24 protein-coding genes are annotated in these 25,068 nt (G+C 72.4%); 11 read left to right on the top strand and 13 right to left on the bottom strand.

The window, feature by feature from the left end; all coding sequences use genetic code 11:
* The first annotated feature begins 23 nt into the window (after nt 1-23).
* Nucleotides 24-275, top strand: coding sequence for a hypothetical protein (locus OHA37_RS02215; protein WP_266901859.1), 252 nt, complete (start codon nt 24-26; stop codon nt 273-275).
* A gap of 133 nt (nt 276-408) precedes the next feature.
* Here OHA37_RS02215 and OHA37_RS02210 read toward each other — a convergent pair whose 3' ends face one another.
* Both OHA37_RS02210 and OHA37_RS02205 read right to left on the bottom strand, forming a co-directional pair.
* Complete coding sequence (locus OHA37_RS02210; RefSeq protein WP_266901857.1) at nt 409-1,029, bottom strand: L-threonylcarbamoyladenylate synthase; 621 nt, start codon at nt 1,027-1,029, stop codon at nt 409-411.
* Between the two features lie 62 nt (nt 1,030-1,091).
* On the bottom strand, nt 1,092-2,453 hold the full coding sequence (locus OHA37_RS02205; RefSeq protein WP_266901855.1) for a cytochrome P450: 1,362 nt from the start codon (nt 2,451-2,453) through the stop codon (nt 1,092-1,094).
* A gap of 368 nt (nt 2,454-2,821) precedes the next feature.
* Between OHA37_RS02205 and OHA37_RS02200 the strand changes: the two genes are divergently transcribed.
* Entirely contained in the window at nt 2,822-4,489 is a 1,668-nt protein-coding gene (locus OHA37_RS02200) for a chloride channel protein (RefSeq protein ID WP_443046284.1), read from the top strand.
* A 64-nt stretch (nt 4,490-4,553) separates the two neighbouring features.
* On the opposite strand, the gene OHA37_RS02195 is transcribed toward OHA37_RS02200, so the two are convergent.
* The 3 genes from OHA37_RS02195 to OHA37_RS02185 all read right to left on the bottom strand — a co-directional run bounded on the left by OHA37_RS02195 (nt 4,554) and on the right by OHA37_RS02185 (nt 6,806).
* Nucleotides 4,554-5,198 (bottom strand): NIPSNAP family protein, encoded by a 645-nt coding sequence (locus OHA37_RS02195; protein WP_266901851.1) that lies wholly within the window; start codon nt 5,196-5,198, stop codon nt 4,554-4,556.
* Between the two features lie 108 nt (nt 5,199-5,306).
* The gene (locus OHA37_RS02190; protein WP_266901849.1) at nt 5,307-6,005 is read right to left on the bottom strand and encodes a peptidoglycan recognition protein family protein; all 699 of its coding nucleotides are present in this window, start codon (nt 6,003-6,005) and stop codon (nt 5,307-5,309) included.
* Between the two features lie 363 nt (nt 6,006-6,368).
* Nucleotides 6,369-6,806, bottom strand: a complete 438-nt coding sequence (locus OHA37_RS02185) for a hypothetical protein (RefSeq protein ID WP_266901847.1) — start codon at nt 6,804-6,806, stop codon at nt 6,369-6,371.
* A 163-nt stretch (nt 6,807-6,969) separates the two neighbouring features.
* Here OHA37_RS02185 and OHA37_RS02180 point away from each other — a divergent pair, with 163 nt between their 5' ends.
* The gene (locus OHA37_RS02180; protein WP_266901845.1) at nt 6,970-8,379 is read left to right on the top strand and encodes a D-alanyl-D-alanine carboxypeptidase family protein; all 1,410 of its coding nucleotides are present in this window, start codon (nt 6,970-6,972) and stop codon (nt 8,377-8,379) included.
* 33 nt (nt 8,380-8,412) lie between these two features.
* Here OHA37_RS02180 and OHA37_RS02175 read toward each other — a convergent pair whose 3' ends face one another.
* The 8 genes from OHA37_RS02175 to OHA37_RS02140 all read right to left on the bottom strand — a co-directional run bounded on the left by OHA37_RS02175 (nt 8,413) and on the right by OHA37_RS02140 (nt 14,929).
* Entirely contained in the window at nt 8,413-9,510 is a 1,098-nt protein-coding gene (locus OHA37_RS02175) for a sensor histidine kinase (protein ID WP_266901843.1), read from the bottom strand.
* Nucleotides 9,503-10,234 (bottom strand): response regulator transcription factor, encoded by a 732-nt coding sequence (locus tag OHA37_RS02170; protein WP_266901841.1) that lies wholly within the window; start codon nt 10,232-10,234, stop codon nt 9,503-9,505. Before OHA37_RS02170 ends, OHA37_RS02175 begins: the two co-directional genes overlap by 8 nt.
* A 63-nt stretch (nt 10,235-10,297) precedes the next feature.
* A complete protein-coding gene (locus tag OHA37_RS02165; RefSeq protein WP_266901839.1) occupies nt 10,298-11,008 on the bottom strand; it encodes a VanZ family protein in 711 nt (236 codons plus the stop codon).
* A gap of 114 nt (nt 11,009-11,122) precedes the next feature.
* Nucleotides 11,123-11,872 (bottom strand): class I SAM-dependent methyltransferase, encoded by a 750-nt coding sequence (locus OHA37_RS02160; RefSeq protein WP_266901837.1) that lies wholly within the window; start codon nt 11,870-11,872, stop codon nt 11,123-11,125.
* A 39-nt stretch (nt 11,873-11,911) separates the two neighbouring features.
* The gene (locus tag OHA37_RS02155; protein WP_266901835.1) at nt 11,912-12,844 is read right to left on the bottom strand and encodes an ADP-ribosylglycohydrolase family protein; all 933 of its coding nucleotides are present in this window, start codon (nt 12,842-12,844) and stop codon (nt 11,912-11,914) included.
* 117 nt (nt 12,845-12,961) lie between these two features.
* Nucleotides 12,962-13,384, bottom strand: a complete 423-nt coding sequence (locus OHA37_RS02150; protein ID WP_266901833.1) for an MmpS family transport accessory protein — start codon at nt 13,382-13,384, stop codon at nt 12,962-12,964.
* Nucleotides 13,385-13,499: 115 nt separating this feature from the next.
* A complete protein-coding gene (locus OHA37_RS02145) occupies nt 13,500-14,240 on the bottom strand; it encodes an LmeA family phospholipid-binding protein (protein ID WP_266901831.1) in 741 nt (246 codons plus the stop codon).
* Nucleotides 14,237-14,929 (bottom strand): TetR/AcrR family transcriptional regulator, encoded by a 693-nt coding sequence (locus tag OHA37_RS02140; protein WP_266901829.1) that lies wholly within the window; start codon nt 14,927-14,929, stop codon nt 14,237-14,239. The genes OHA37_RS02145 and OHA37_RS02140 overlap by 4 nt, the downstream gene beginning before the upstream one ends.
* Before the next feature lie 195 nt (nt 14,930-15,124).
* Between OHA37_RS02140 and OHA37_RS02135 the strand changes: the two genes are divergently transcribed.
* The 8 genes from OHA37_RS02135 to OHA37_RS02100 all read left to right on the top strand — a co-directional run bounded on the left by OHA37_RS02135 (nt 15,125) and on the right by OHA37_RS02100 (nt 25,054).
* Nucleotides 15,125-17,320, top strand: a complete 2,196-nt coding sequence (locus tag OHA37_RS02135) for an MMPL family transporter (RefSeq protein ID WP_266901827.1) — start codon at nt 15,125-15,127, stop codon at nt 17,318-17,320.
* A 7-nt stretch (nt 17,321-17,327) separates the two neighbouring features.
* The gene (locus OHA37_RS02130; protein ID WP_266901825.1) at nt 17,328-18,053 is read left to right on the top strand and encodes a ribonuclease H family protein; all 726 of its coding nucleotides are present in this window, start codon (nt 17,328-17,330) and stop codon (nt 18,051-18,053) included.
* A gap of 122 nt (nt 18,054-18,175) precedes the next feature.
* Nucleotides 18,176-19,309, top strand: coding sequence for a substrate-binding domain-containing protein (locus OHA37_RS02125; RefSeq protein WP_266901823.1), 1,134 nt, complete (start codon nt 18,176-18,178; stop codon nt 19,307-19,309).
* Between the two features lie 115 nt (nt 19,310-19,424).
* The gene (locus OHA37_RS02120; protein WP_266901821.1) at nt 19,425-20,732 is read left to right on the top strand and encodes an ABC transporter substrate-binding protein; all 1,308 of its coding nucleotides are present in this window, start codon (nt 19,425-19,427) and stop codon (nt 20,730-20,732) included.
* Between the two features lie 106 nt (nt 20,733-20,838).
* Entirely contained in the window at nt 20,839-21,768 is a 930-nt protein-coding gene (locus OHA37_RS02115) for a carbohydrate ABC transporter permease (RefSeq protein WP_266901819.1), read from the top strand.
* Entirely contained in the window at nt 21,765-22,724 is a 960-nt protein-coding gene (locus OHA37_RS02110) for a carbohydrate ABC transporter permease (RefSeq protein ID WP_266901817.1), read from the top strand. The genes OHA37_RS02115 and OHA37_RS02110 overlap by 4 nt, the downstream gene beginning before the upstream one ends.
* Nucleotides 22,725-22,792: 68 nt before the next feature.
* Nucleotides 22,793-23,770, top strand: a complete 978-nt coding sequence (locus tag OHA37_RS02105; RefSeq protein WP_266912453.1) for a hydroxyacid dehydrogenase — start codon at nt 22,793-22,795, stop codon at nt 23,768-23,770.
* Nucleotides 23,771-23,800: 30 nt separating this feature from the next.
* Nucleotides 23,801-25,054 (top strand): alpha-L-fucosidase, encoded by a 1,254-nt coding sequence (locus OHA37_RS02100; protein ID WP_266901815.1) that lies wholly within the window; start codon nt 23,801-23,803, stop codon nt 25,052-25,054.
* The last annotated feature ends 14 nt before the right edge of the window (nt 25,055-25,068 follow it).

The raw sequence follows: 25,068 nt of genomic DNA, 5'->3' as shown, positions 1-25,068 counted from the left end.
CGGGATCCGGTTAGCGTCGGGGCATGAGTACCGAACCGCAGACCTTCGAGATCCTGCTGGTGCCCGAGCACGTGGTGGAGGGGTCGCCCGACGACGCCGTCCGGTCGGCCGTCGTCGCACCGACCGGTCAGAACGGCGCCTCCGGCTACCCCCGCTACTCGGGTGACGGGATGGTGGCCGACATCGATCCCCGCACCCGAACGGTGGAAGCACTCCTCGTGGACGGCTCCGAGCTCGACTACGGCCTCAAGCCCGTCCTGTATCCGCCCACCTGACACGCCGTACCCCCCGGCGGCCGTACGTTCTGCGGCCGGGGGGTACGGCCAGCCGGCCGTACGTCCCGCGGCCGCGCAGTCGGCGGGCGGAGAGCAGGCCCGTCCTGCGCCGCCGCCCGCCCGTCGGCCGCCGTTACTCGAAGCGGGCGGTGTCCCCGGCGCCCCGCCGGACGATCTCGGCCTCGCCGCTGGAGAAGTCGATGACCGTCGTCGGCAGCGTCCCGCACTCGCCCGAGTCGACCACCATGTCGACGACGTGGTCGAGCCGGTCCTTGATCTCCCAGCCCTGCGTCATCGGCTCCGCCTCGTCGGGCAGGAGCAGCGTGCTCGACAGCATCGGCTCGCCGAGCTCCGCCAGCAGCGCCTGGACCACGACGTGGTCGGGGATGCGCACGCCGACCGTCTTCTTCTTCGGGTGCTGGAGCTGGCGCGGCACCTCCTTCGTCGCCGGGAGGATGAAGGTGTAGCTGCCGGGGGTGGACGCCTTGATCGCGCGGAAGACGTCGTTGTCGATGATGACGAACTGGCCGAGCTGCGCGAAGTTCTCGCACACCAGGGTGAAGTGGTGGCGGTCGTCGAGCTGCCGGATGGACCGGATCCGGTCCACACCGTCACGGTTGCCCAGCTGGGCGCCCAGCGCGTAGCAGGAGTCCGTCGGATAGGCGACGAGCCCTCCGGCGCGGATGCCGTCGGCGATGCTGCTGATGGCGCGGGGCTGGGGGTTTTCGGGGTGTACGTCGAAGTACTTTGCCATCCGCAGAGCCTACGGGATCCGGCGGTTGCGGCACTCGTGGCCGGGCGCCGCCCCGTGCAGGACTATCGCCCGCGGTCCGCGCGGGCTGCGAGCGTGGCCGGCGTCGGACCGTCCGGACGCACCGTGATGCTGTAAGCGGCCTTGTCCGGAACGGACCGGAAGGTCGGCACATGGGCCGGCAGCAGCTGTTCCAGCAGCACCGTCGACTCGCGCAGCGCGAACTGCAGCCCGAGACAGGCGCGGGGGCCGATGCCGAAGGGCACGTACCCGCCCGGGACGGACGGCCGACCGCCCGGTGCGGTGAAGCGCAGCGGGTCGAAGCGCTCGGGGTCGGGCCACAGCGCCGGGTCTCGGTGCGCGAGGTAGGGGCAGACGACCACGTCGGTGCCCGCCTCGACGGCGTAGCCCGCCAGGACGTCGTCCTCGACGGCGTGCCGGGGCAGGATCCAGGCGGACGGGTACAGCCGCAAGGTCTCGCTGACCAGGGCCTGGATCGCCTCCCGGCGCTCCGCCGAGCCCTCGCCGCCCGCCGCGAGGGCCCACTCGCGGGCCTCGGGACGGCGGTCGAGCAGCAGGTACAGCCAGGTGAGCGTGGTGGCCGTGGTCTCGTGCCCGGCGACCAGCAGCGTGACCAGCTCGTCGCGGATCAGCCGGTCGGTGTACTCGGGCCGCTCGGCGGACGCCTCCACCAGCAGGTGGAGCAGCCCCGGCCCGTCGGGGCCCGCGGAGCCCCGGCGGGCGGCGGCGATGGCGTGGTGGGCCACGGCGTCGATCCTGGCCAGGTCGGCGGCCACCGCCTCCCCGGCGTCGGCGGCGTCGGCGGGCAGCGTCGGCAGCGCCGCCACCACGGCCGCGACGGATCCCAGTTCGCGCTCGGTGTCCGCGTCCAGCGGGTGGCCGGTCAGGGAGCGCCAGATGGTGTCGAGGGCGAAGCGCCGCATCTCCTCTCCGAGGTCGAAGACCTCCCCGGTACGGGCGTACGCGGCCCAGCGCCCGGCCGCGACCCGCGCGGCCTCGGCGATCCGCTGCTCGTAGCGGCGCATCCCGGTGCCCGTGAACTGGGACTGCAGGAGCCGCCGTTGTCGCTTCCACGCCTCGCCGGTCGCGGAGAGCACGCCCTCGCCGACCAGCAGCCGGGCGCGGTGCGAGCGTTTGACGTAGCGCTGCGGATGCAGGGCCAGCACGTGCTGGATCGCCCCCGGATCGGTGACCAGCACGGTCGGCCGGCCCGTTGGCCCGCCGCCGGGGCCGCCGGGGCCGCCGTCGCCGAGCCGGAACGCGCCGACCCCGCCGAGCCGTCCGCACACTTCGGCGAGGAGCTCGACGAGCTGGCCTCCCCCCGCGCTCCACCGCTCCACGACGGAGGGCTCCAGCTCGGGGACCGGAGGACTGACGCGGCCCACGGGACCGGCTTCGATGGCCATCGGTGCTCCCCTGTGCGTCCGTTGGTCGGCTGGGTGCCGCCCGCGCCGGGCCGGCGGCAGCACGGACTGTACGGGACAGGGAACGGTCGGGGGTCGGCCTTCGGCCAGGCGGCACACCCTCCCGGACGGACCGGCGACGGACCGGCTTCCGTATCGGCGAGCGGCCCACGACAGGCCTACGCCGGGCGGGTGTACCTCCGGCCCGCCTCCGGGCCGCGGCGGGAGGAGGCCCGTTGGATGGGGGGTCCGGGGGATCGTGGTCAGGGGCCGGGGCGCGCGATCGGCGGTGGATCGGTTCCTGAGGAGTGCACATGGGTCCGTTCTCGGCGGACGCGGCACGGGACGCGCTGAACCGCACCCAGGCCGCGATGCTGCTGCCCGCCGTACTCGTGGGCGCCGGGTCGGGACTCGGCGCGGTGGGCTTCCGCTGGCTGATCGAGGTCTTCACCCGGGCGCTGTCCGGCCACGACGACTACTCCTCCGCAGGCCACGCCGACAACCCGTACGTGCCGTGGCTCGGACCGTACTTCGTGCTGCTCGCACCCGTGGTCGCGGGCGCGCTGTACGGACCGCTCGTCTACCGCTACGCCAAGGAGGCGCGCGGCCACGGCGTCCCCGAGGTGATGTACGCGGTCGCCCGCCAGGGTGGCCGGATCCCGCCCCGGGTCGCGGTGGTGAAATCCCTGGCCTCCGCGCTGTGCATCGGCGGCGGCGGTTCCGTGGGCCGCGAGGGGCCCATCGTCCAGATCGGGGCCGCGCTCGGCTCCACCGCCGGAGCCCTCCTGCGCCTGCGCGAGGAACGGATGCGGCTGCTGGTGGCCTGTGGCGCGGCCGGCGGCATCGCCGCCACCTTCAACGCGCCCCTGGCCGGCGTCTTCTTCTCGATGGAACTGATCCTGCGCGACTTCACGGCCCGCGCCTTCGGCCTGGTGGCCGTCTCCGCGGTCACCGCCAGCGTGATCGGACGCGCGGCCCTCGGCGACGAACGGTTCCTGGAGCTGGCGCCGGTGAGCGCCGGCCACCTGGCCGCGTACGTCCTGTACGTACTGCTCGGCGCGCTGGCCGGGGTCGTCGGGGTGCTCTTCACCAAGGTGCTGTACGGGGTGGAGGACCTCTGCGACTCCGTGTGGCACGGCCCGGAATGGCTCCGCCCGGCAGCCGGCGGCATCGTGCTGGGCGCGATCCTGCTCGCACTGCCCGAGATGTACGGGGTCGGCTACCCGGTCCTCGGCAAGGCCGCGGTGGGCGGGTACGCGATCGGATTCCTGCTCGTACTGCTCGTCGGCAAGATCATCGCGTGCAGCGTCACCATCGGGATCGGCGGCTCGGGAGGCGTCTTCGCGCCCAGCCTCTTCGTCGGCGCCATGCTCGGCAGCGCCTTCGGGCAGACGATGGACCACCTCGCCCCCGGAGTGACCGGCTCGGCCACGACCTACGCCGTCATCGGGATGGGCGCGGTCTTCGCCGGTTCGGCCCGCGCACCGATCACCGCCGTCGTGATCATCTACGAGCTGACCGGCGAGTACGGGATCATCCTGCCGCTGATGGTCGCTGTCGCCCTCGCCACCGGAGTCAGCCACGCGCTCAGCCGGGACACCGTCTACACGGCCAAACTCCGCCGCCGCGGGGTCGATTTGGACCTGACCGGCCCCGCCGCGATCGAGGTCCGCACCGCCATGGGACCGCCGCCGCCCGCGCTCGCTCCCGGCACCGGACTGCGCGAGGCGGTCACGGCGATGATCGAGGCCGACGCGGGCCGCCTCCCCGTCATCGACCGGCACGGCACCTACACGGGCTCGGTCGGCGCGCTCGCCCTCTCCCGGGCCCTGCACGAAGGCCTCCCTGGGAACACGCCCGTCGAGGCGGTACGGGACCACCCGCCGACCCTGCTCGCCGGCCAGTCCCTTCAGGAAGCGCTGCCGCTCCTCGCCGCGAGCGAGGGCGACGGACTCCCGGTCCTCGACGAGGAACGGCTCCGCCTTCTGGGATGGGTCTCCCACCGCTCGGCCCTACGGGCCCTGCACCCGACGTCCTGATGTGGTGACGGGCCCGGGGCGCGGCGGCAACGGCCGCACGAAGTCTTTCTCGGCATCGGCCGGTTCACGGCGACGCATCACCCGACCTTGATCCACCCATGGGGATGCGCCCCCGGACGGGCTCCAGCCGGAGGTGCCGCGGAGCCGACTTCAGCCGGAGCGAGAGGTCCGGCAGGCGCGGTGCCTGCCCCGCCGTGAACCAGAGCAGGACGTCCTCACCGGTCCGGACCGGCAGTGCGGGGAAGGTGTTCTCCGCTTGCTCGGAGCGGTGTACCGCCTGCGCGGGGGTCCCGGCGGCGGCCAGGGCGGGGCGCAGGTGCCGCTCGAAGTGATCGGTGAAGGCCGTGAGGTCCAGGGGGTGACAGATGGTTGCCACGGTGGGCCCCGTGGTGGCCGGGGCGGTGAACCCCGGTCCGCGCAGCAGGAGCACATCGTCCGAGTCGATCATGGTCGCGTTGGCCGCCTCGCGATGGGCCTGCCAGACGGGGCCGCCGTAGAAGGCGCGCAGCGCCCGGTCCCGTGCCTCCATGTCCGGGAAGCTGCGCAGCCAGACGAAGCGGTCCGGGTCGTCGAGGTCCCGGAACCGGCCGCCTACGGTGATGCCCGCCGCCTCCTGCCCAGTGACGAATTCCCGCTCGAAGAGGTCGACCAGGGTGTCCCGGGCGCCGGGGTGGAGGGTGTACTGCCGGAGCTCGACTATGCCGTTCATGGCCCGGACACTAGAGCCCATCCACTGACACCTCCTGTCAGTGGACTGACGGGAACATGCACGAAACCACCGGGCGGACAGGCCTCCTCACGGACCGCCTGACCCGGCTCACTCTCCGCCGGGCAGGCGCTCGCGCACCCGGCGCATGATCTCGGCGCGCTGGCCGGACCGGAGGGTGCCGGGGCACGCGTGCCCGCCCCACGCGGCGCCACCCATGGCGTGGATCCCCAACCCCGGTTGGTCCGGGTGCTCGCTGACGGCTGCCGGCCAGCCGTGCGCGCCGGCGCCCCAGGCGTAGATGCGGGCGACGGCGTCGACCTGCGCCTCGGTGAGCGGGCGGGTGGCGAAACCGGAGGTCTCGACCGAGGCCCACGAACCGTTGCCCTCCACCTGCGCCCAGGCCCGGTCCAGTACGGACACGTACTGCTCCGTCTCCCCGTCCCGGGAGACCCAGAAGTGCGAGGAGGTCTTGCCCCCGGGGGTGTTGAACCGCTCGTACAGAGAGCCTTCGCCCTCCTGGACATGGAGCACGAGCCCGCGCTGCGCGTCGCGGTCGCCGAGGACGAAGTTGCGCTCCAGGGGGATCCTCGACGCCCCCGGCATCCATCCGGACGCGGCGGAGGCGGTGGGCGAGGCCTCGGGCGTTGCCGCTCGCCCGTCCCGGCCGCGGTCGTCGTCGGCCCGTCCGGAGCCGCCGGACCGGGCGACCAGCAGGGAGCCGGTGGTCGTGGTGAGGAACAGGGCGCCGCCGCCGGCGAGCAGACGTCGCCGCGACGGAGCCGGGGGGCCGGGGGGATTGGGGCTCATGAGGGGTGTCCGGTTCTTGGTGGTGCCATGCGTGGGGGAGTGGGTGATTCTTCGGGGCGCTCATGATGGGGCCGTGATCGTTTGATGACCGTTTGACGACGGGTGCCGCCCCGGGCCCGGCCGGACGGATTGTGACCAACTGGTCATCCAGTGCGCATCACCTGCGCATATGCGGCAAGGAGACTGGCTGCTGATCCAGAACGGCACGAGCAAGGCGGTGTACGGCATGACGGCGGTACCGGTGGAGGGCGAGACGCCCGGCGCTACGAAGGACGAGCACCCGGCGGGGACGCCCGGCGCGCGCGACGCGCACACGCCGGGTCCCGCCGAGCGGCCCGCCCCCGACGCCGGATCCCGGCCGGGTCAGGAGCCGCGCACGGTGCCCGCTCCTAGGACGGATCCCGGGGCGACGGCTGCGCCCGATGCCGCTACGGCTTCCGGGCTGGAGCCTGAGTCCGGGTCCGAGTCCGGGTCCGAGCCCGAGCCCGGGTCCGGGTCCGGGTCCGAGACCGCGGTCGTGCCCGCGGCCAGGTCCGGGGCCGGGGCGGCGTCCGGGCCTTCGTCCGAGCGCGCGGCCGTACCCGCGCCCGGCGTTCCCGCCGGGCCTGAGGTGGCCGCGTCCGCTCCGGACGCGGAGCCGGAGCCCGAGCCGGACGCGGAGCCCGAGCCGGAGCCGGCCCCCGCGCCGGGTGCTGACCCGGAGCCGGACACGACGCCGGCAGCCGGTACCGGCACGGGTGCCGATTCCGGTACCCGTCCTGAGTCGGACTCCGAGAAGACGAGCACGTTCATCGCGCTCAAGCCGCTGGACGAGGCTCCCTCTCCGCCGGTGCCGTCATGGGCGTCGGCGTCGGCGTCGGCGCCCGGCCGGGCGCAGGTACCCGTACGACCTGCCCCGCCTTCCGGAACCGTGCCGGCTACGGGCCCCGTCCCGGATCAGGGAACCGCGCCGGCTCGGGGACCTGTGCCCCTCCCGGCTTCGGGAGCCGTCCCGACCGCTCCGCACACCGCCCCGGCCCCGGGAACGGCGCCCGCCCCCACCCCCGAGGGGACCACCGAGCAGCCGTTGCCCGCGCTCGATCTGCTCGCGCAGCTCACCAACACCCCGCCGCCGCCCGCGACCCCCGGTCGGACCGTGGCCCGGCGGCTTCGGATCTGGGTGCCGCCGCTGCTCCTGCTGGTCGCCGTACTGGCCGTCGTACAGGCGCTGCGGCCGCTGCCCGACGCCGTCCTCACCAGTGGGGGCGCCGCGTCCTCCGTCACCCTCGACGGGCGTTTCGACGTGCCCTGGCCGGAGAAGGGCCAGGCCGCCGTACGGATCGGCGGCGCGGGCGACGTCGGCACGTTCGGGGAGCAGAAGCCCGTGCCGACGGCCAGCGTCGCCAAGGTCATGACGGCCTACGTGATCCTCAAGAACCATCCGCTGAAGAAGGACGAGGACGGCCCGCAGATCGCGATCGACGCCAAGGCCGTCGCGGACGGCACTTCTTCGAGCGAATCGCGCGTGACGGGTCTGACGGCCGGCACCCGCTTCTCCCAGCAGAACATGCTGAAGATGCTGATGATCCCCTCGGGCAACAACATCGCCCGCCTGCTGGCCCGTTGGGACACCGGAAGCGACTCCGAGGCCGCGTTCGTGGAGAAGATGAACGCCGAGGCCAAGGCGCTCGGGATGACCTCCACCACGTACACCGACCCGAGCGGGCTCGACGCCAAGACCGTGAGCACCGCCGTCGACCAGCTGAAACTGGCCGAGGAGGTCATGAAGTTCGACGCGTTCCGGGCGATCGTCCAACTCCCCAACGCCGACATCCCGGGGCTGCAGGAGAAGCTCATCAACAACAACGACGACCTGCTCATCGCCGGACTCAGCATCAAGGGCATCAAGACCGGCTCCAGTTCGGCGGCCGGCGGCGCGCTGATGTGGGCGGCGTACAAGACGGTGGGCGACAAGACCCCGCTGATCCTCGGCACGATGCTCGACCAGCACGTCACCGGCGCCGACCCCGACGGTGCCAACAGCCTGAAACTGGTCAAGCAGAACAGCAAGAAGGTCATCGAGGCCGTCCGCGCGTCCCTGACCTCGGCCGGCGCGGTCAAGAAGGGCCAGGTCGTCGGCTACGTGGACGACGGGCTCGGCACCCGGACCCCGGTGGTGGCCACCCGCGACACGGCCGCCGTCGCCGTGCCGGGCCAGCAGCTCGAACTGACCCTGGCCGTAGGAGAGAAGGGACTCCCCGAGGAGGCGCGGGCCGGCACCGAGATCGGGGTCCTGACCATCGGCACCGGTCCGGGCGCCCCGACGGTCCCCGTGGCACTCCAGACGGACCTGTCCGCACCGTCCCTCGGCGCGAAGCTCGTACGCCTGCGCTGAGCGGCCGTCGGACGTCCCACGTACGGGCGATGCCTACCGCGTGCCGGGGAGTCGCACCGTGACGAGGAGGCCGCCGGTGGGGCCGGGGGTCAGGTCGAGGGTTCCGGCGTGGGCGCGGACGATGCTGTCCACGATCGCCAGGCCGAGGCCGACACCGGCGTGTTCGTCGGTGCGTACGCGGTCCGTCGCGCGCCGGAAGGGTTCGGTGAGCGTCGGGACCAGTTCCGGTGGGAGCAGAGGGCCCGTGTTCTCGACCCGCAGCACGCTCCTGTCACCGAGCTCCTCGGTGTGGACCGTCACGGTCCCGCCGGTGGGGAGGTTGTGGACGACGGCGTTCTGGACGAGGTTCGTCACCATCCGCAGCAGCAGCTCCGCGGAGCCGTCGGTCCGGGCCGGCCCGCCGGTGACGTCGAGGGTGATGTGGCGCTGCTCGGCGAGGGGAAGCAGGGTTTCGGCGGCTTCCTCGGCGAGGAGCGAGAGGTCGACGCCCTCGCGGGCGAAGTCCGCGCGGTCGCCGTGGCTGAGCAGCAGGAGGGCCTCGGTGAGGTCGATCGCCCGCGTATTGACGGAGTGCAGGCGTTCGATGAGCTCGCCCCGGTCCCGCGTCGGGTCCTTGCGGGCGACGTCGAGGAGCGCCCTCGAGATGGCCAGCGGGGTGCGCAGCTCGTGGGAGGCGTTCGCGGCGAACCTCTGCTGCTCGGCCACGTGGGACTCCAGCTGGTCGAGCATCGAGTCGAACGCGTCGGAGAGTTCGCGGAACTCGTCCCGGCGGCCCCGCAGGCGGATCCGGTGGGACAGGGAGCGGTTCCCGGCCGTCCGCGCCGCGTCCGTGATCCGGGTGAGCGGTGCGAGCATCCGGCCGGCGAGGATCCACCCTCCGACGAGGCCGAGCACCAGCAGGAACGCCAGTACCGCGGCCGCCCTCGGAGCGAAGACGCGCAGGAGGTTGGACCGGATGGGAAAGACACCGGGTGTGGGCATGTCGGCGGAGACGACGAGCGCCCGGTCGGGGACGTACCGCAGGAGGAACAGCCACACCGCAGCGAGCAGCAGGACGCCGGCGACCATGAGGAATCCGGCGTAGCTGAGGGTGAGTTTGGTGCGAACGCTCAAGCCGGGCGCCCTATCCACGGTCCACCCCACGGCCCAGTCCCCGGCCTGTTCCCCGGTTTGCCTCCTCGGGTCCGGCCTCCGGCGCCGTGTCCATGCGGTAGCCGACGCCGGGCACCGTGGCGATGATCCACGGTTCGCCGAGCCGTTTGCGCAGGGCGGACACGGTGATGCGGACGGCGTTGGTGAGGGGGTCGGCGTTCTCGTCCCAGGCCCGCTCCAGCAGGTCCTCGGCGCTGACGACCCCGCCCTCGGCGGCGACGAGGACTTCCAGCACGGCGAACTGCTTGCGGGTGAGCGCCACGTAGCGGCCGTCGCGGAAGACCTCCCGGCGGAAGGGGTCGAGCCGCAGGCCCGCGAGCTCGCGGACCGGGGGCCGGGCGTACGCGCGCCTGCGGTCGAGCGCCCGCAGCCGCAGGACGAGCTCCCGCAGCTCGAAGGGCTTGGTGAGGTAGTCGTCGGCGCCGAGTCCGAACCCGGAAGCCTTGTCGTCGATCCGGTCGGCAGCGGTGAGCATGAGGATCGGGATGCCGCTGCCGGAGGCGATGATGCGGCGGGCGACCTCGTCGCCGGAGGGGCCGGGGATGTCGCGGTCGAGGATCGCGAGGTCGTAGGAGTTGACGGCCAGCAGTTCCAGGGCGGAGTCGCCGTCGCCGGCGATGTCGGCCGCGATCGCCTCCAGCCGCAGACCGTCACGGACGGCCTCGGCCAGGTAGGGCTCGTCCTCGACGATCAGTACGCGCATGTCCGAAGCCTAAGCACCAGGACATATCGCCGTCGTATGCAAGACGCGCAGGGGGTACGCGCGTCAGCCCGCCGGTGCCAGTGCGGGGCTGGGCCGGTCCGACGACGCCGCCTCGGTGCGCCACCAGCGGCGCGAGGCGACTGCGGCCAGGGCGGCGCCGGCCGCGTTGACCAGGACGTCGTCCACGGAGGAGACCCGGTCCAGCCGGAAGACGTACTGCGCGGTTTCGACCAGGACCGAGCAGCCCGCACCCAGGGCCAGGACCCGCGGCACGGAGGCCAGCGCCGCCCACCGCATCGGGGCGAAGAACCCCAGCGAGGCGAAGACCAGCAGATTGCCGCCGATCCCGAGCGGCCCCATCGTGAGCAGGTCCCGTACCGGCACCAGGCTGAACCGGCCGGGGACGATCCCGGCTCCGGAGCCCGGCATCATGGTCATCCACACGAACGGCACCGTCCCGTGCACCATGGCGACCTCGGCCAGCGACATCCGCCACGCCGATCCGGCGTCGACGCCGGCGGCCCGCCGACGGCGGGTCAGGGCCCACGCCACCAGCACGGCCAGGGGCAGGGCGACGAGGGTCATGAGCACCACGCCGTTGAACGTGTCGAAGCAGCCGTGCCACTGCCAGGCCATGCATCTCGGGGCGGACATCATGAGCGGCATCCGCACGGCGTACAGGGCGCTCGCCATGACGAGGGCCGCCAGGCCGAGGAGTACGACCCTGCGCGTGGGGCGGCGGGGCGGCGGCGACGGGGATGCGTTGTGGTCCATATCCCTAGGGGAGACGGTGGGCCGTTGCGGTGGCGTATGCGGTTTTCGATACGCCCGCCATACGCGCCGTACGCGCCATACGCGCCATACGTGCGATGCACGCGATCCCCGGCGTCAACGCACCGCATCCGGCAGCGGTACCTCGACGACGAAGAACAGGAAGCAGGTTTTGCTCGAAAGGTCACGGAAGCCGTCGGGGAACAGCTCCCGGGCGGCCGGGTCGGGCTGGGGTTCGCTGAGGACGGAAAGCCGGAATCCGGCGGTGGTGAAGGCATCGGTCATCGCGTGCAGGGGCTTGCGCCAGAACTTCATCGGGACGGACCGTCCGCCGAACGTCCAGTCGAAGCTGTAGCTGTTGCTCGCGAAGTAGTCGGGCCGGGGGTCCTGGATCGTGTAGGCGACGAACGGGTGGTCCACCGAGGCGATCAGCCGGCCGCCGGGCCTGAGCACACGCCGCAATTCGGCCAGTGCCGGTCCCCAGTCCTCCAGGTAATGGAGCACCAGCGAGGCGACCACATCGTCGAACGCACCGTCGGGGAACGGCAGGCGGTCACGGAGGTCGGCCACGTGCAGGGAGGCGTCCTCACCCAGCCGCCGCCTCGCCAGCGCCAGCATCCCGGCGCTGGCGTCGACGCCGGTGACGACGGCGCCGCGGTCGCGCAGGGCAGCGCTGAGGGGGCCCGAGCCGCAACCCGCGTCCAGGATCCGACGGCCGGCCACCTCTCCGGCGAGGGCCAGCATCGCGGGGCGCTCGTAGTAGGCGTTGATGAGGCTGTTCTCGTTCTCCGCCGAGTAGGCCTCGGCGAAGCTGTCGTAATGGTTGCTCCCGGGCACGTCGGCTACGGCTACGCGTTCAGGTTCCATCGGCGCAGCCTAGTAGTCACATGATCATCCGGACAATGCTCAGGGAGCCGGCGGCTCGGGCGTCCACCCGCTCCACGCCGGAACGGCCTCGCGGGCCGCCAGCCAGTCGGCGGGAACGCCGCCGGTGCCGGTGCGGGCCGCGACGACCCCGCCCGCGATCGCGCACGTGGTGTCGCGGTCGCCCCAGCCGCCGACGGTCTGCCACAAGGCCTCCGGCAGGTCGTCCAAGTGGCCCGCGGCGGACCACAGGGCGAACGGCACGGTGTCCGGCGCCGAGATCCGCCACCCGGAGCCCAGTACGGACGCGGCACGGTGCACCGGCGTACCCGAGGGGAGGTCCGCGGCCACCCGCAGCCCGGACCCGACCTCGCTCCCCGGTACGTGACCGGCGACCTCCCGGAGGAACTCGGCGCGGAGCGGGGCGTCCCGGCCCGTGCTCGCCGCCGCCAGCGCGGCGGCCACCGCCACGGCGACGGCGCCCGCGGCGGCCTCCGGGTGGGCGTGCGTGGCCGAAGCCGACAGCCGGGCCTGCGCGGCGGCTTCCTTCGGGTCGCCCCGGAACCAGGCGCCGAGCGGTGCGACCCGCATCGCGGCGCCGTTGCCGTAGGAACCCTGCCCGCCGAACTGCTCGGCGGTGACGCCCCGCCAGTCCTCGCCCGCGCCGATCCGCCCCAGCACCTCGTGCATGGACGCCCCGTACTTGCGTCCCGAATCCCGCGCGTACTCGGCCGCGAACTCCCGCGCCAGGAGGTCCGGCCGGACCTCTCCGTGGGCCGCCAGGTGGGCGAAGAGCACGAACGCCATGGCGGAGTCGTCCGTCCACTGCCACGGGGCGGGCCTGAGCCCGCGCGCCGCCCACTGCTCCTCGACGTTCTCGCCGGAGAGCGTGAACCAGCTGTCGCCGAAGGCGTCGCCCGTCACCAGCCCGTCCAGGGCGGCGGAGGCGGATCGGGAGTACGGCGGGCTGCTCATCGGCGGTCCTTCGGACGGCGGGCTGGTCGCGCCATCCTCTCCGTCCGCGGATGCCGCGCGCGAGCCGATTTGGGCTCGTCCGCCGCGGGGCCCGTCCGGCACCCGTCCGCCCGGGGCTTACCGGGCGGTGATCGGGGACACCGCGACGCAGCCGCCGGCCGTCGCCGCTTCGCCCGTGGCCTCCTTGATGACCTTGCCCTTGTAGATGACCTTGCAGGTGAGGTCGGCGGTGTTGTCGGCCGAGCTGGGGGACACGGCCGCGGGCATGATGCCGCGCAGGGTGACCGTCTTGGTCCACGTGGCGCCCGGCTGCTCGGCGGTCGCCAGGTTCGGCGCCGTCGCCGTGCCGCCTCCGTCGTGGAAGGAGATCGAGTCGACGGTCTTGCCGGTGACCTCGTAGGTGACCTCGTAGGTCTCGTTCACGGCCTTGTCGACCTGCTCCACGGCCTTGTCGGCCGTACCGGCGGAGCAGCCGGCGACGGCGAGCGCCAGGCCGGCCAGGGCGAGGGCGGAGCGTGTGGTGGGGGAAGATTTGCGCATGGCCGGAGGGTAAATTTAAAGAATCCGTAAAGTCAATTCCGGGTTGCTGTGCCACCTTGGAGTGGGGGATCTGGGTTGATTTAAGCCTTTGCTAACGGGAAAGTGGCGAGGTGAGCTACGCCACCTTGCAGTCCTTCCCGTCGGCGTCCGACGTGGCGGACTTCGAGAGCGAGGCGTCCAGGGTGAGGCCCGCGCCGGTGGTCCGGGCACCGGTGAGGCTGACTCCCTCGGGCAGGTCCCCGACGTCCACGGTCCGGGGCGCGAGCCGCTCGGCCAGGCCGGCCGCGCCCGGCAGTCCGCTGACGGTGGCTATCGGTACTTCGCGGCCCAGCACGGTGACCGTCGTCGGGGTGATCGTGAGGCCGGTCGCCGTGGCGCTGGTGCTGGCGCGCACGGTGATGGGGAGGCCGAGGCCGCCCACGGTCCCGGTGAGGGTGAGTCCCTTCGCGTCGCCGCCCACCGTCAGCCCCTCGGCGCCCGCTGCGGCTTCCTCCGAGTCGGCGAGGCGCTTCTGCAGGGCCTCGTAGGGGATGGTGGCCGTCGCCCGGCCGCCGCTGATGCCGCCGTCGCGCGTGACGTCGTACAGGTCGGCCTTGATGTCCATGTCGGTGTCGGCGCGGCGCACGCCCTCGGCCGCCAGGTGTACGGAGCCCAGCCGGCCGGTCAGCGCGCGGAGTCCGGCGAAGGCGCCGGAGAGCTCGGCGCTGACGGGTCCGCGGGCCTGAAGGCGGCAGCCCGCCGCCCGTGCGATGCGGTCCTGGGCGGCGTTCTCGACCACGGCGTCGGCCACGAAGACGCCGCCGAGGGCGGCGGCCATTCCGGCGGCGACGAGGACGGGGGTGCGTCGGAGCTTCATGGTGCGGCGGATCCGATCTGCTTCAGCATTCCGAAGGCCTCCAGCAGGAGCGCGGAGGGCGGGGTGACGGTGAGGGTGCCGTTCGCGCGGCGCCGGCGCTGGGTGCGCAGGACGGCGCGGACGGCGGACAGGGCGGCGCCCGCGATCACCCCGGCACGCAGGTCGGCGTCGGGGGTTTCGGCGGGGAGCCGGTCCAGCACCATGAGCGTGAGCCGGTTCTCGAAATCGGCGAAGAGCTGGACGAGTTGGGCGGCCACGACGCGCTCGTCGCCCGCGATGGCCACGGAGTGGGTCAGGGCGGTGAGGCTGGACGCGGCGAACGGGGCCGCCGCGGCGATCAGGGCGTTGCAGACCGCGTCGAGCGGGTCCTCTTGCGGTGGGCGCCGGGCCAGTTCGGCCTCGATGTACGTGAACAGGTCGACGCTGTCGGGCAGGAGCAGGGCTTCCTTGCTCTCGAAGTAGCGGAAGAAGGTCCGTTCGGACACGTTCGCGCAGGCGGCGATGTCCGCGACCGTGGTGCCCGCGAAGCCGTGTTCGGCGAACAGCGCGGCGGCGCCCTCGCGCAGCAGCTTGCGGGTCCGCTCCTTCTTCCGCTCGCGCAGACCGTGCTCCGGCTCGAGCTCCGGCTCCGGCTCGGTGTCGGGCGTGGACGCGGGTACGGAGAGGGGCGTGTCCGGATCTTGGTTCACGGTCGAAGCCTAGCAATGACGTCACCTCTGTCAATTGTCAGGAGTGACAATTGTCAGGCCTGCCATTTTCTGACAGGGTGCTTCGTGTCAGTCCTGACACTTTTCGGAGGCGTCGTGCATTCCCCCTTCAGACGAACGGGCCGCCCGGGCCGACTAGGCCGACTAGGCGCCTTCTGCGCCCGCCACCCCGTCTGGGTGATCGCGGCCTGGCTCTTGCTGCTGGTCGGCGCGATGTCCGGCAGCCGGCTCGCCGCCCCGGTCTACAGCGACCAGATCAGCCTCCCCAGCACGCAGTCCCGTACCGGCGCCGATCTGCTGGCCGCGTCCGCCCCCGGCGTGGGGGACCCCAACGGCCGCGTGGTCTTCCACGTGGACTCCGGCTCCCTGGCCGGACACCGCCAGGCCCTCGACGAGAGCGCGGCCCGCCTCGCGCGGATGCCCCACGTCACCGCCGCGTCCCCGGTCGTCACCAGCGCGGACGGCCGTACCGCCTACACCACGGTGTCCTTCGACCGGCAGGTCAAAACCCTGGGGCACGCCTACACCGGCACCCTCGACACGGCCACCGCCGCGGCCCGCGCCTCGGGCGTGGAGGTCGCGTACGGCGGGGACCTGAATCAGGTCGTCCGGCCGCCGGCCGACGACAGGGCCCGCGAGGCGGCCGGGGTCCTCGTGGCGCTGCTGATCCTGCTGCTCGCCTTCGGCAGCGTCGCCGCCGCCCTGCTGCCCCTGCTCACGGCGGTCGTCAGCGTCGGGGTGGGCCTCGGCGTCGTCGGCATCGTGGCGGGCGTCATCAGCTTCGCGACCGCCGCGCCCACCCTGGCCACCATGATCGGCCTCGGCGTCGGCATCGACTACGCCCTCTTCCTCACCACCCGCTTCCGCCAAGACCTCCTCGACGGCCGCGACCCCGTCGACGCGGCCGGCCGTACCGCCGCCACCAGCGGGCGGGCCGTCGCGGTGGCCGCCGTCACCGTCGCGGTGGCCATGCTGAGCCTGTACACCTGCGGACTGACCTTCATCGGCCGGATGGGGCTGGCCGCCACCATCGTCGTGGTCGTCACCGGGGCGGCAGCCCTGACCCTCGTGCCGGCCGCCCTGGGCCTGGTGGGGCGCCGGATCGACCGGTTCGCCCTGCGCCGCCCGGTCGCCGAGACCTCGGGCGACCACGACGGCTGGCACCGCTACGCCGCCTTGGTCGCCCGGCACCCGTGGAGGTTCCTGACCGCGGGCACCCTGCTGCTCGCGCTGTGCGCCGTACCGCTGTTCTCGCTGCGGCTCGGCCACGTCGACGACGGCGCCGACCGGGCGGGCAGCACCACGCGCACGGCCTACGACTGGATCTCCGAGGGCCGGGGACCCGGCTTCGGCCCCGGGGCCAACGGCCCCTTCGTCCTGGTGGCCGACCTCCACGAAGCCACCGTCCCGGCCGACCGGATCGCCGCCGGACTCACCGCGGCCCTGCGGGACACCACCGGGATGGCCGGGTTCACCCCGCTCGCTCCGAGCCCCGACGGCCGCCTGCTCATCTCGACCGTCACCCCGGCCACCGGGCCGCAGAGCGCCGGAACGGGCAGCCTGTTCACGACGCTGACCACCGCCACCCTGCCCGACGCACTGAACGGCACCGGCGCGGAGGGCTACCTCACCGGATCCACCGCCGGCCAACTGGACTTCCGCGACACCGTCAAGGACCGGCTGCCGCTCATCATCGCCATCGTGCTGGCCGCCGCGCTCGTACTGCTGACCTTCGTGTTCCGCAGCGTGGTGGTCCCCCTCAAGGCGGTCGCGCTGAACCTGTTCACCACCGCCGCGTCCTACGGGGTCCTCGTCGCGGTGTTCCAGTGGGGCTGGGGGAGCGGGCTGATCGGGGTGTCGGAGCCCGTACCCATCGAGTCGTTCGTCCCGATGATGATGTTCGCGATCGTCTTCGGCCTGTCGATGGACTACGAGATCTTCCTGCTCTCCGCCATCGCCGGCGCCTGGCACCGCACCGGCGACAACGCCCTCGCCGTCGGCACGGGCCTGGCGGCCACCGGCCGGGTCATCTCCAGTGCGGCGCTCATCATGACCGCCGTCTTCCTGTCCTTCGCGGCCTCGCCGACCGTCGTGGTCAAGATGCTCGCGGTGGGCCTGGCGGTGAGCGTGGTCCTGGACGCGACGGTGGTGCGACTGGTGCTGGTCCCGGCGGCGATGTTCCTGATGGGCCGGGCCAACTGGTGGCTGCCGCCCTTCCTGGACCGGCTCCTGCCGCGGCCGCACACCGGGGAGCGGCCGGAGCCGTCGCCGGAGCCGGGCGCGGCCGGTGCTCGGCGTGCGGCCGCTGCCCCGGCATCGGCCGCGGCCCCGGCATCCACCGTGGGCACGGGCAGCGGTCGGGGTGAGGCATGATCGGGGGATGTCTGATCGCATCATCGCCGCCTGCGACGGGGCGGCCAAGGGAAATCCCGGGCCGGCCGCATGGGCCTGGGTCATCGCCGACGTCCACGGGCACCCCGAGCGCTGGGAAGCCGGTCCGCTGGGCCGGGCCACCAACAACGTCGGTGAACTGACCGCTCTGCAGAGGCTGCTGGAGGCCGTGGCCCCCGGCACGGCCGTGCAGGTGCGGATGGACTCCCAGTACGCCATGAAGGCCGTGACCCAGTGGCTCCCGGCCTGGAAGCGCAACGGCTGGAAGACGGCCGCGGGCAAGCCGGTGGCCAACCGCGAGCTCGTCGAAAGCATCGACGCCCTGCTGACCGACCGGGACGTGGAGTTCCGCTACGTCCCCGCGCACCGCGAGGACGGCGACCACCTCAACGCGATCGCCGACCAGGCTGCCAGCGACGCGGCCGTCAGCCAGGAGCCGGCCGGCACCGCGCTGGGCCATGCCTCCATGCCCGTCCCGGCGCCGGCCCGCAGCACTCCGGCCCGCAGCACCTCCGCTCGCCGTCCGGCCGGAGCCGGGTCGGCGAAGAGCGCGACGGCCGCCAAGAGCGCGACCGCCGGCCGGGCCGGGGTGACCATCAAGGCCAAGTTCCCCGGCACCTGCCCCTGCGGGAAGCAGTACGCGGCGGGGGAGAAGATCAGCAAGCTCGGTTCGCGCTGGGGCCACCCCGACTGCGGTGGAACCGACGCCGAGTAGCTCGACGGACGGCTTTCAGCCACGCTCTCCATGCAAAGCTTTCGTTCGAAAGGAAACGTAAGTTTCGGCTTTCGCGCGCTACGCTGACCTCGACCAGGGACGCAGTCGAGGGGAGCTCCACCGTGCACGCAGAGGAACGACAGCAGGCGATCCTGCGACGGGTCCGCGAAGCGGGATCCATGCGCGTCACGGACTTCGCGGCCGAGCTCGGCGTGTCCGTGGTGACGGTCCGCAAGGACGTCGAAGTCCTCGCGGAGCGCGGTCTGCTGGCCCGGGTGCACGGCGGCGCGATGCTGCCCGAGGACTGGGCGGAGACCGCCCCCGTGACCGCCGCCCCGCCGGCGGCCCGCGCGACCTCGGCCTCGGCCGCTCCCGGAGCCGGGGCCGGGCCCGGAGCGGGCAGCGCTTCCGGCCGGCCGCTGGTCCTCGGGCTGATCGTGCCGTCCTCCGCCTATTACTACCCCGAGGTGATCAAGGGGGCCCGGGAGGCGGCGGACGCCCTGGGGGTCCGGCTGACCCTCGCCGTGTCCACGTACGACGTGGAGACCGAGAAGGCGCAGGCCGCGCGCATGGTCGCGGACGGCGTCGACGGGCTGCTGCTTGCGCCCTCCGCCGGCGACGGCAAGCCGGGCGGCCAGTGGTACGAGGAGCTGGGCGTGCCGGTCGTGCTCATCGAGCGCCGCCCCGAACAGCAGGCCTCCGCCGCCGAGCACGTCGGCACGGACCACGGGTACGGAGCCAGGCTGGCGGTGTGCCACCTCCTGGACACGGGGCGCCGCAGGATCGCCCTGGTGATGCGCGGCGGGACCCCCACCGCACCCTGGATCAAGAAGGGCTACTACGCGGCCATGGAAGAGGCCGGTCCCGAGGTCGCCGAGCACGCGCTCTTCCTCGACCTCGCGGAGTTCGGGGCGGGTGACGCCGTCTACGAAGAGGTGATGGCCGCCTTCGTGGAGGGGGTGCGCGAGGGTCGCGTAGACGCCGCCCTGGTCCATCCCGACCACGAGGCCATGGTGCTGATGCAGCGGCTGCGCGGTGCCTCGCTGGCCGTGCCGGGCGATGTCGCGCTGGTCTCGTACGACGACGAGGTGGCCTCCCTGGCGGACCTGCCGCTGAGCGCGGTGGCGCCCTCGAAGCACGAAGTCGGGGTCACGGGAGTCGAGTTGCTCGTACGACGGCTGCGCGAGCCGGGCCGGCCCAGACGGCGGATCGCCATCCTCCCCGAGCTGAGGGTGCGTGCCTCCAGCGAGGCCTAACCGTTACTTGGCTTTTCTTTCTCAAGCTTTCTTTTTCTATTGACTCCCTTCTCCTCTGGCCGAATGATGTGCATCACCTCGCCGCATCGCCGGCTCGCATCTGAGGAGCAGAGCAGTGAAGCTCACTTCCCGTACCTCCCGCGCCGCCCTCGCCACGCTCTCGCTGGCCCTGTTCGCCACCGCCTGCGGTGGGAGCGAGGGCGCCGCACCGAAGGCCGACGCCCCCAAAGAGCCGGTCAACCTGACCTATTGGGGCTGGGCCGGCGGTGCCCAGCAGGTGGTGGACGCCTTCAACGCGTCCCACCCGAACATCAAGGTCACCTTCTCGGCCATCACCGGCGGACCGGACGGGTACGCCAAGATCAGCAACGCGATCAAGGCCGGGAACGCTCCCGACGTCGCGGGCATCGAGTACCCGACCCTCCCGGAGTTCGTCAGCCAGGGATACCTGGCCGACATCACCGGCCCGGCCGGCGCCACCGTGAAGGCGAAGTTCCCGCAGGGCGTCCAGGACCGGGTGACCCTCGGCGGCAAGACCTGGGCGGTGCCGTACGACGCCACGCCCAACCTCCTCTACTACCGCAAGGACCTCTTCAAGGCCGCGGGCGTCGAAGTCCCCAAGACCTGGGACGAGTACAAGACCGCCGCCGAGAAGATCAAGGCCGCCGACAAGAACGTGCGCATAGGCGGCTGGGGCAACGACGACGCTCCGCTGCTGGCCGCGCTCTCCTGGCAGGCCGGTGCCAAGTGGTACGGCACCGAGGGCGACGGCTGGAAGGTCAACATCAACGACGCCTCCTCGCAGAAGGTGGCCTCGTACTGGCAGGGCCTGGTCAAGGACGACCTGGTGATGAACCTGAAGATCAACGGCCCGGAGTTCGCGAAGGCCAAGGCCGACGGGGTCATGGCCAGCTTCATCGGCGCCTCGTGGAGCGCGGGCGGCACGATGACGACCCTGGCCAAGGACTCGGGCAAGTGGGGCGTCGCCCCGCTGCCGCACTGGGGCACCCCGGCCACCGGCATGTTCGGCGGCACCAGCTACGCCGTCACCAAGGGCAGCAAGCACGTCAAGGAGGCGGCCGAGTTCGCCACTTGGGCGGCGACCAGCCCCGAAGGCGTCAAGGCCCGCCTCAGCAGCCTGAAGGCGCCGAGCAGCAGCCTGCCCGCCAGCCCCGAGCTCCGTGCGATCGCCGCCGCGGCCTTCGACGACAAGGGCTTCTTCGGCGGAGACAAGGTCTACGAGATCTCCGGCGCGCAGGTCGACACCATCGTCCCGGGCTGGGTCTGGGGCCCGGTGCAGACGGCCACCAACACCGCCATCCAGGACGCCGGAAACAAGGGCACCCTGGCCGACGGACTCGCGGCCGGCCAGAAGGCCGCCGAGGAGGCCATCAAGGGCCGAGGGCTCAACCTCGCGAAGTAGGCGCCGCGCGGGGCCCGAAGCCCTCCCGGCATCCGGGCCCCGCCGCCCCGCCCCTTGCGAAGTCCCCTCGTCCGTACCTCCGTAGCGCACCCACCAAGGAGATCCGGTGGCAGCACCACTCACTCGTACAGCGCGCGGCACCGCGCCCGTGGGCCGGCCGGGCCAGGGCAGGGCGGTGCTCGTCTTCCTCGGCCCGTTCTTCCTGCTCTTCACCGCGGTCCTGATCCTGCCCGTCGCCTACGCGCTCTGGATGAGCTTCTTCACCGAACGCTCCTCCGGTCTCGGATTCGGCGGCACCGAACGGGTCTTCAGCGGGCTCGGGAACTACACCAAGGCACTCGGCGACCAGGGCTTCACCTCCTCGTTCCTGCACGTGGCCGCGTACTGCGCCGTCTACATCCCCGTGATGATCGGCGCGGCACTCGCCCTGGCCCTGCTCGTCGACTCGGCCGCGGCCAAGGCCAAGCGCCTCGTCCAGTTCGCCGTCTTCATGCCGCACGCGGTCCCCGGACTGATCGCCGCGATCATCTGGACCTACCTCTACACCCCCGGCCTGAGCCCGGTCCTGGACTGGATCGAAGCGGCGGGCGGCCACTGGGACTTCTTCGCCCCCGGCAGCGTCCTGCCCTCGCTGGTGAACGTCGCGGCCTGGCAGTGGATCGGCTACAACATGATCATCTTCTTCGCCGCCCTGCAGGCCGTGCCCCGCGAGGTCATCGAGGCGGGCGTCATGGACGGCGCCGGGCAGCTTCGCATCGCCCTGCAGATCAAACTGCCGATGATCCGCTCCGCCGTCTTCCTCACCCTCCTGTTCACCTGTGTCGGAGTGGTCCAGATCTTCGGCGAGCCGATGCTCCTCTCGAAGCGGGCCGGCTCGATGGGCTCGGACTGGTCCCCGATGATGTTCATCCACAAGGCGGCCTTCGAGCGGCACGACTACGGCCTCGCGTCCTCCGCCACGCTCATCGTGGCCCTCGTCGCCGGCACCCTCTCCTACGTCGTCACCCGGATCGGAAAGCGAGGTGACTCGGCATGAGCACCCAGACCGCCCCCTCGGCCCCGCCCGAGGACGCTCCCGCCGGCGCCCCGGCGCCCGCGGCCGGGGCACCGACCGCCCGGCAGGCCGAACGGAAGCCGGCCGGCAAGAGGCGCCGGAGCGGCGCGATGGCCTCCAAGGCCGTGGTCAACGCCGTGCTCCTGGTGGCGGTCCTCTACACCCTGATGCCGCTGACCTGGCTGCTGATCGCCGCCACCAAGAGCCACGCCGACCTGTTCGGGACGGCCGGCTTCGCCTTCGGCGAGTTCCGCTTCTTCGACAACCTCCGGGCCGTCTTCGGCTACGGCGACGGCATCTTCGGCCGCTGGCTGCTCAACAGCCTCCTCTACTCCGTCGTCGGATCACTGGCCTCCTCGCTGATCAGCCTCGCCGCCGGATACTGCTTCGACAAGTACGAGTTCCGCGGCAAGGGCGCGCTCTTCGGCCTCGTCCTGACCGGCACCCTGGTTCCGACGATCGTCATCACGCTCCCTCAGTACCTGCTCGCCTCCGAGGTCGGGATCGTCAACACCTACTGGTCGGTCCTCATCCCGGCGCTCGTGAACCCCTTCGGCGTGTACCTGGCCCGGGTCTTCTCCGAGGGCTACGTACCCGGTGAGGTCCTGGAGGCCGCCCGCATCGACGGAGCGAGCGAGTTGCGCGTCTTCCGGTCGATCTCGCTGCCGATGCTCCTGCCCGGCTTCATGACCCTCTTCCTCTTCTCCTTCACCGCGAGCTGGAACAACTTCTTCGGCCCGCTGGTCATGCTCAACGACCAGCACCTGTACCCGGCGGTGCTCGGCATCTACAGCTGGAACCAAATGGTGCTCCAGTACCCGGAGTTCTACTCCCTGGTGATCACCGGATCCCTGGTGGCCGTCGTCCCGCTCGCCCTCGCCTTCGTCGGCCTGCAGCGGTTCTGGCGCTCCGGCCTCTCGGCGGGAGCGGTCAAGTGACGAACCCCGACCTCTGCGACCCGACCCGCGAGCCCACCGGGCCCCGCAAGCCCCGCACCCTCCTCGCCATGAGCCCGGAGACGAAGACGGCCCTGCTCGACCAGCAGGCCCTGGCCCGGCTCGGCGCCACCGCGCTGCTGGATCCCGACCTCCTGGTCACCGACTTCGCCGCGGCCGACCCCGCGCGGCTGCGCGAAACCGAGGTCCTGCTCACCGGCTGGGGCTGCCCGCCCCTCACCGAGCAGGCCCTCGACCTCCTCCCGTCCCTGCGCGCGGTGGTGCACACCGCCGGAACCGTCAAGGGCCTGATGACGGAAGCGGCCTGGCGGCGCGGGCTGTCCGTCACCAGCGCGGCCGAGGCCAACGCCCAGCCCGTCGCCGAGTTCACGGTCGCCGCGATCGTCTTCGCCAACAAGCGCGTCCTGACCACCGCCCGGGCCTACCGGGAGTCCCGCACCCAGCTCAACCCGCTCACGCTGTACCCCGGAATCGGCAACTACGGCAGGACCGTCGGCATCATCGGCGCCTCTCGCATCGGCCGCCGGGTCATCGAACTGCTGCGCTCCTACGACGCCCGCGTGCTGGTCCACGACCCGTACCTCGGCGGGGACGAAGCGAGGGCCCTGGGGGTCGAGCCCGTCGACCTGGACGAACTGATGGGCCGCAGCGACGTGGTGAGCGTGCACGCGCCGCAGACGCCCGAGACCCGCCACCTGGTCGACGCCCGCCGCCTCGCCCTCATGCGCGACGGCGCGACCCTCGTCAACACCGCACGAGGAACGCTCGTCGACACCGAGGCGCTCACCGCGGAACTGGTCTCGGGCCGGCTGCACGCCGTCCTCGACGTCACCCACCCCGACGTACTGCCGGCCGGATCGCCCCTCTACGACCTGCCGAACGTGCTGCTCACCCCGCACATCGCCGGATCCCTCGGCAACGAACTCGGACGTCTCGCGGCCTGTGCGGCCGAGGAGTTGGAGCGGTACGCCCGAGGACTCCCCTTCGCCCACGCAGTCCACCCGGCGAGCCTGGCCCACTCGGCCTGAGTGCCCGCCGACGACCCCGGAAGCCCCCCCATGACGCTCGGTCCCCCCTCACAACCCGCCGGTCCGGCCGAGAGCCCCCTCCTGCCCACTCCAGGGCAACTCGCCTGGCAGGAAGCCGGATTCGGGATCTTCCTGCACTTCGGCATCAACACCTTCAACGGCGTCGAGTGGAGCGACGGCACCCTGGACCCGGCCTCTTTCCGCCCCGCGCGGCTCGACGCGCGCCAGTGGGTGCGCACCGCCGCCGAGGCCGGAGCGAAGTACGTCGTGCTGACCGCCAAGCACCACGACGGCTTCTGCCTCTGGCCGACCGAAACCACCGCCTACTCCGTGGCCTCCTCACCCTGGAAGAACGGAGCGGGCGACGTGGTCGCCGAACTGGCCGAGGCCTGCGGGGAGGCGGGCCTCGGCCTCGGGCTGTACCTCTCCCCCTGGGACCGCAACGCGGACTGCTACGAGGAGCCCGCCGCGTACGACTCCTTCTACCTCCGCCAGCTCACCGAACTCTGCACCCGCTACGGCCCGTTGTGCGAGCTGTGGTTCGACGGCGCGGGCTCCGAGGGGCGCACGTACGACTGGGACGCGGTCATGGCGGTGATCGACCGGCACCAGCCGGACGCCATGGTCTTCAACATGGGCCGCCCCACGATCCGCTGGGTCGGGAACGAGGAGGGGCTCGCCGCGGATCCCTGCCGCTACGTCACGCACTCCACGGGCATCAGCCTGTACGACGAGCGGCAGGCCGAGCTCGAATCGGCCGCCTACCTGCCGCCCGAATGCGATGTCCCGCTCCGCGCCGACTGGTTCTGGCAACCCGGGAACCACGACACCCTCAAGAGCCGCGAGGACCTGCTGGAGATCTGGTACTCCTCGGTGGGACTCGGCGCCGGCCTGCTCCTGGGCGTCCCGCCCGACCGGCGCGGACTGATCGACGACGCCGACCGGGCGCGACTCCTGGAGTTCACCGGAGAGTTGGAGCGGCGCCTCGGCGCTCCGCACTCGGCCGTCCTCACGGCCGAGGGGGACGGCATCCTCGCGGACTTCGGCAGGCCCGTCCGCATCGACCACGTGGAACTGCGCGAGGACCTCACCCGGGGCCAGCGGGTGGACGGCCACGAGGTCTGGGCGGACGGCCGGCCGATCGCCTCGGGCCACACGGTGGGGGTCCGCCGCGTCCACCGTGTGGAGCCCCTCACCGTGCGGGAACTGCGGATCCGGCTGACCGGAACCGGGGCCCGGCTGGCCGCGGTGACGGCAGCCGGACCGCCGCCCGAGCTCGGCTGATCCGCGGGCGCCGG

The organism is Streptomyces sp. NBC_00335, from assembly GCF_036127095.1.
In the GTDB taxonomy this organism is placed as follows: Bacteria; Actinomycetota; Actinomycetes; order Streptomycetales; family Streptomycetaceae; genus Streptomyces.
This window is presented reverse-complemented; position numbering and strand designations above follow the sequence as displayed.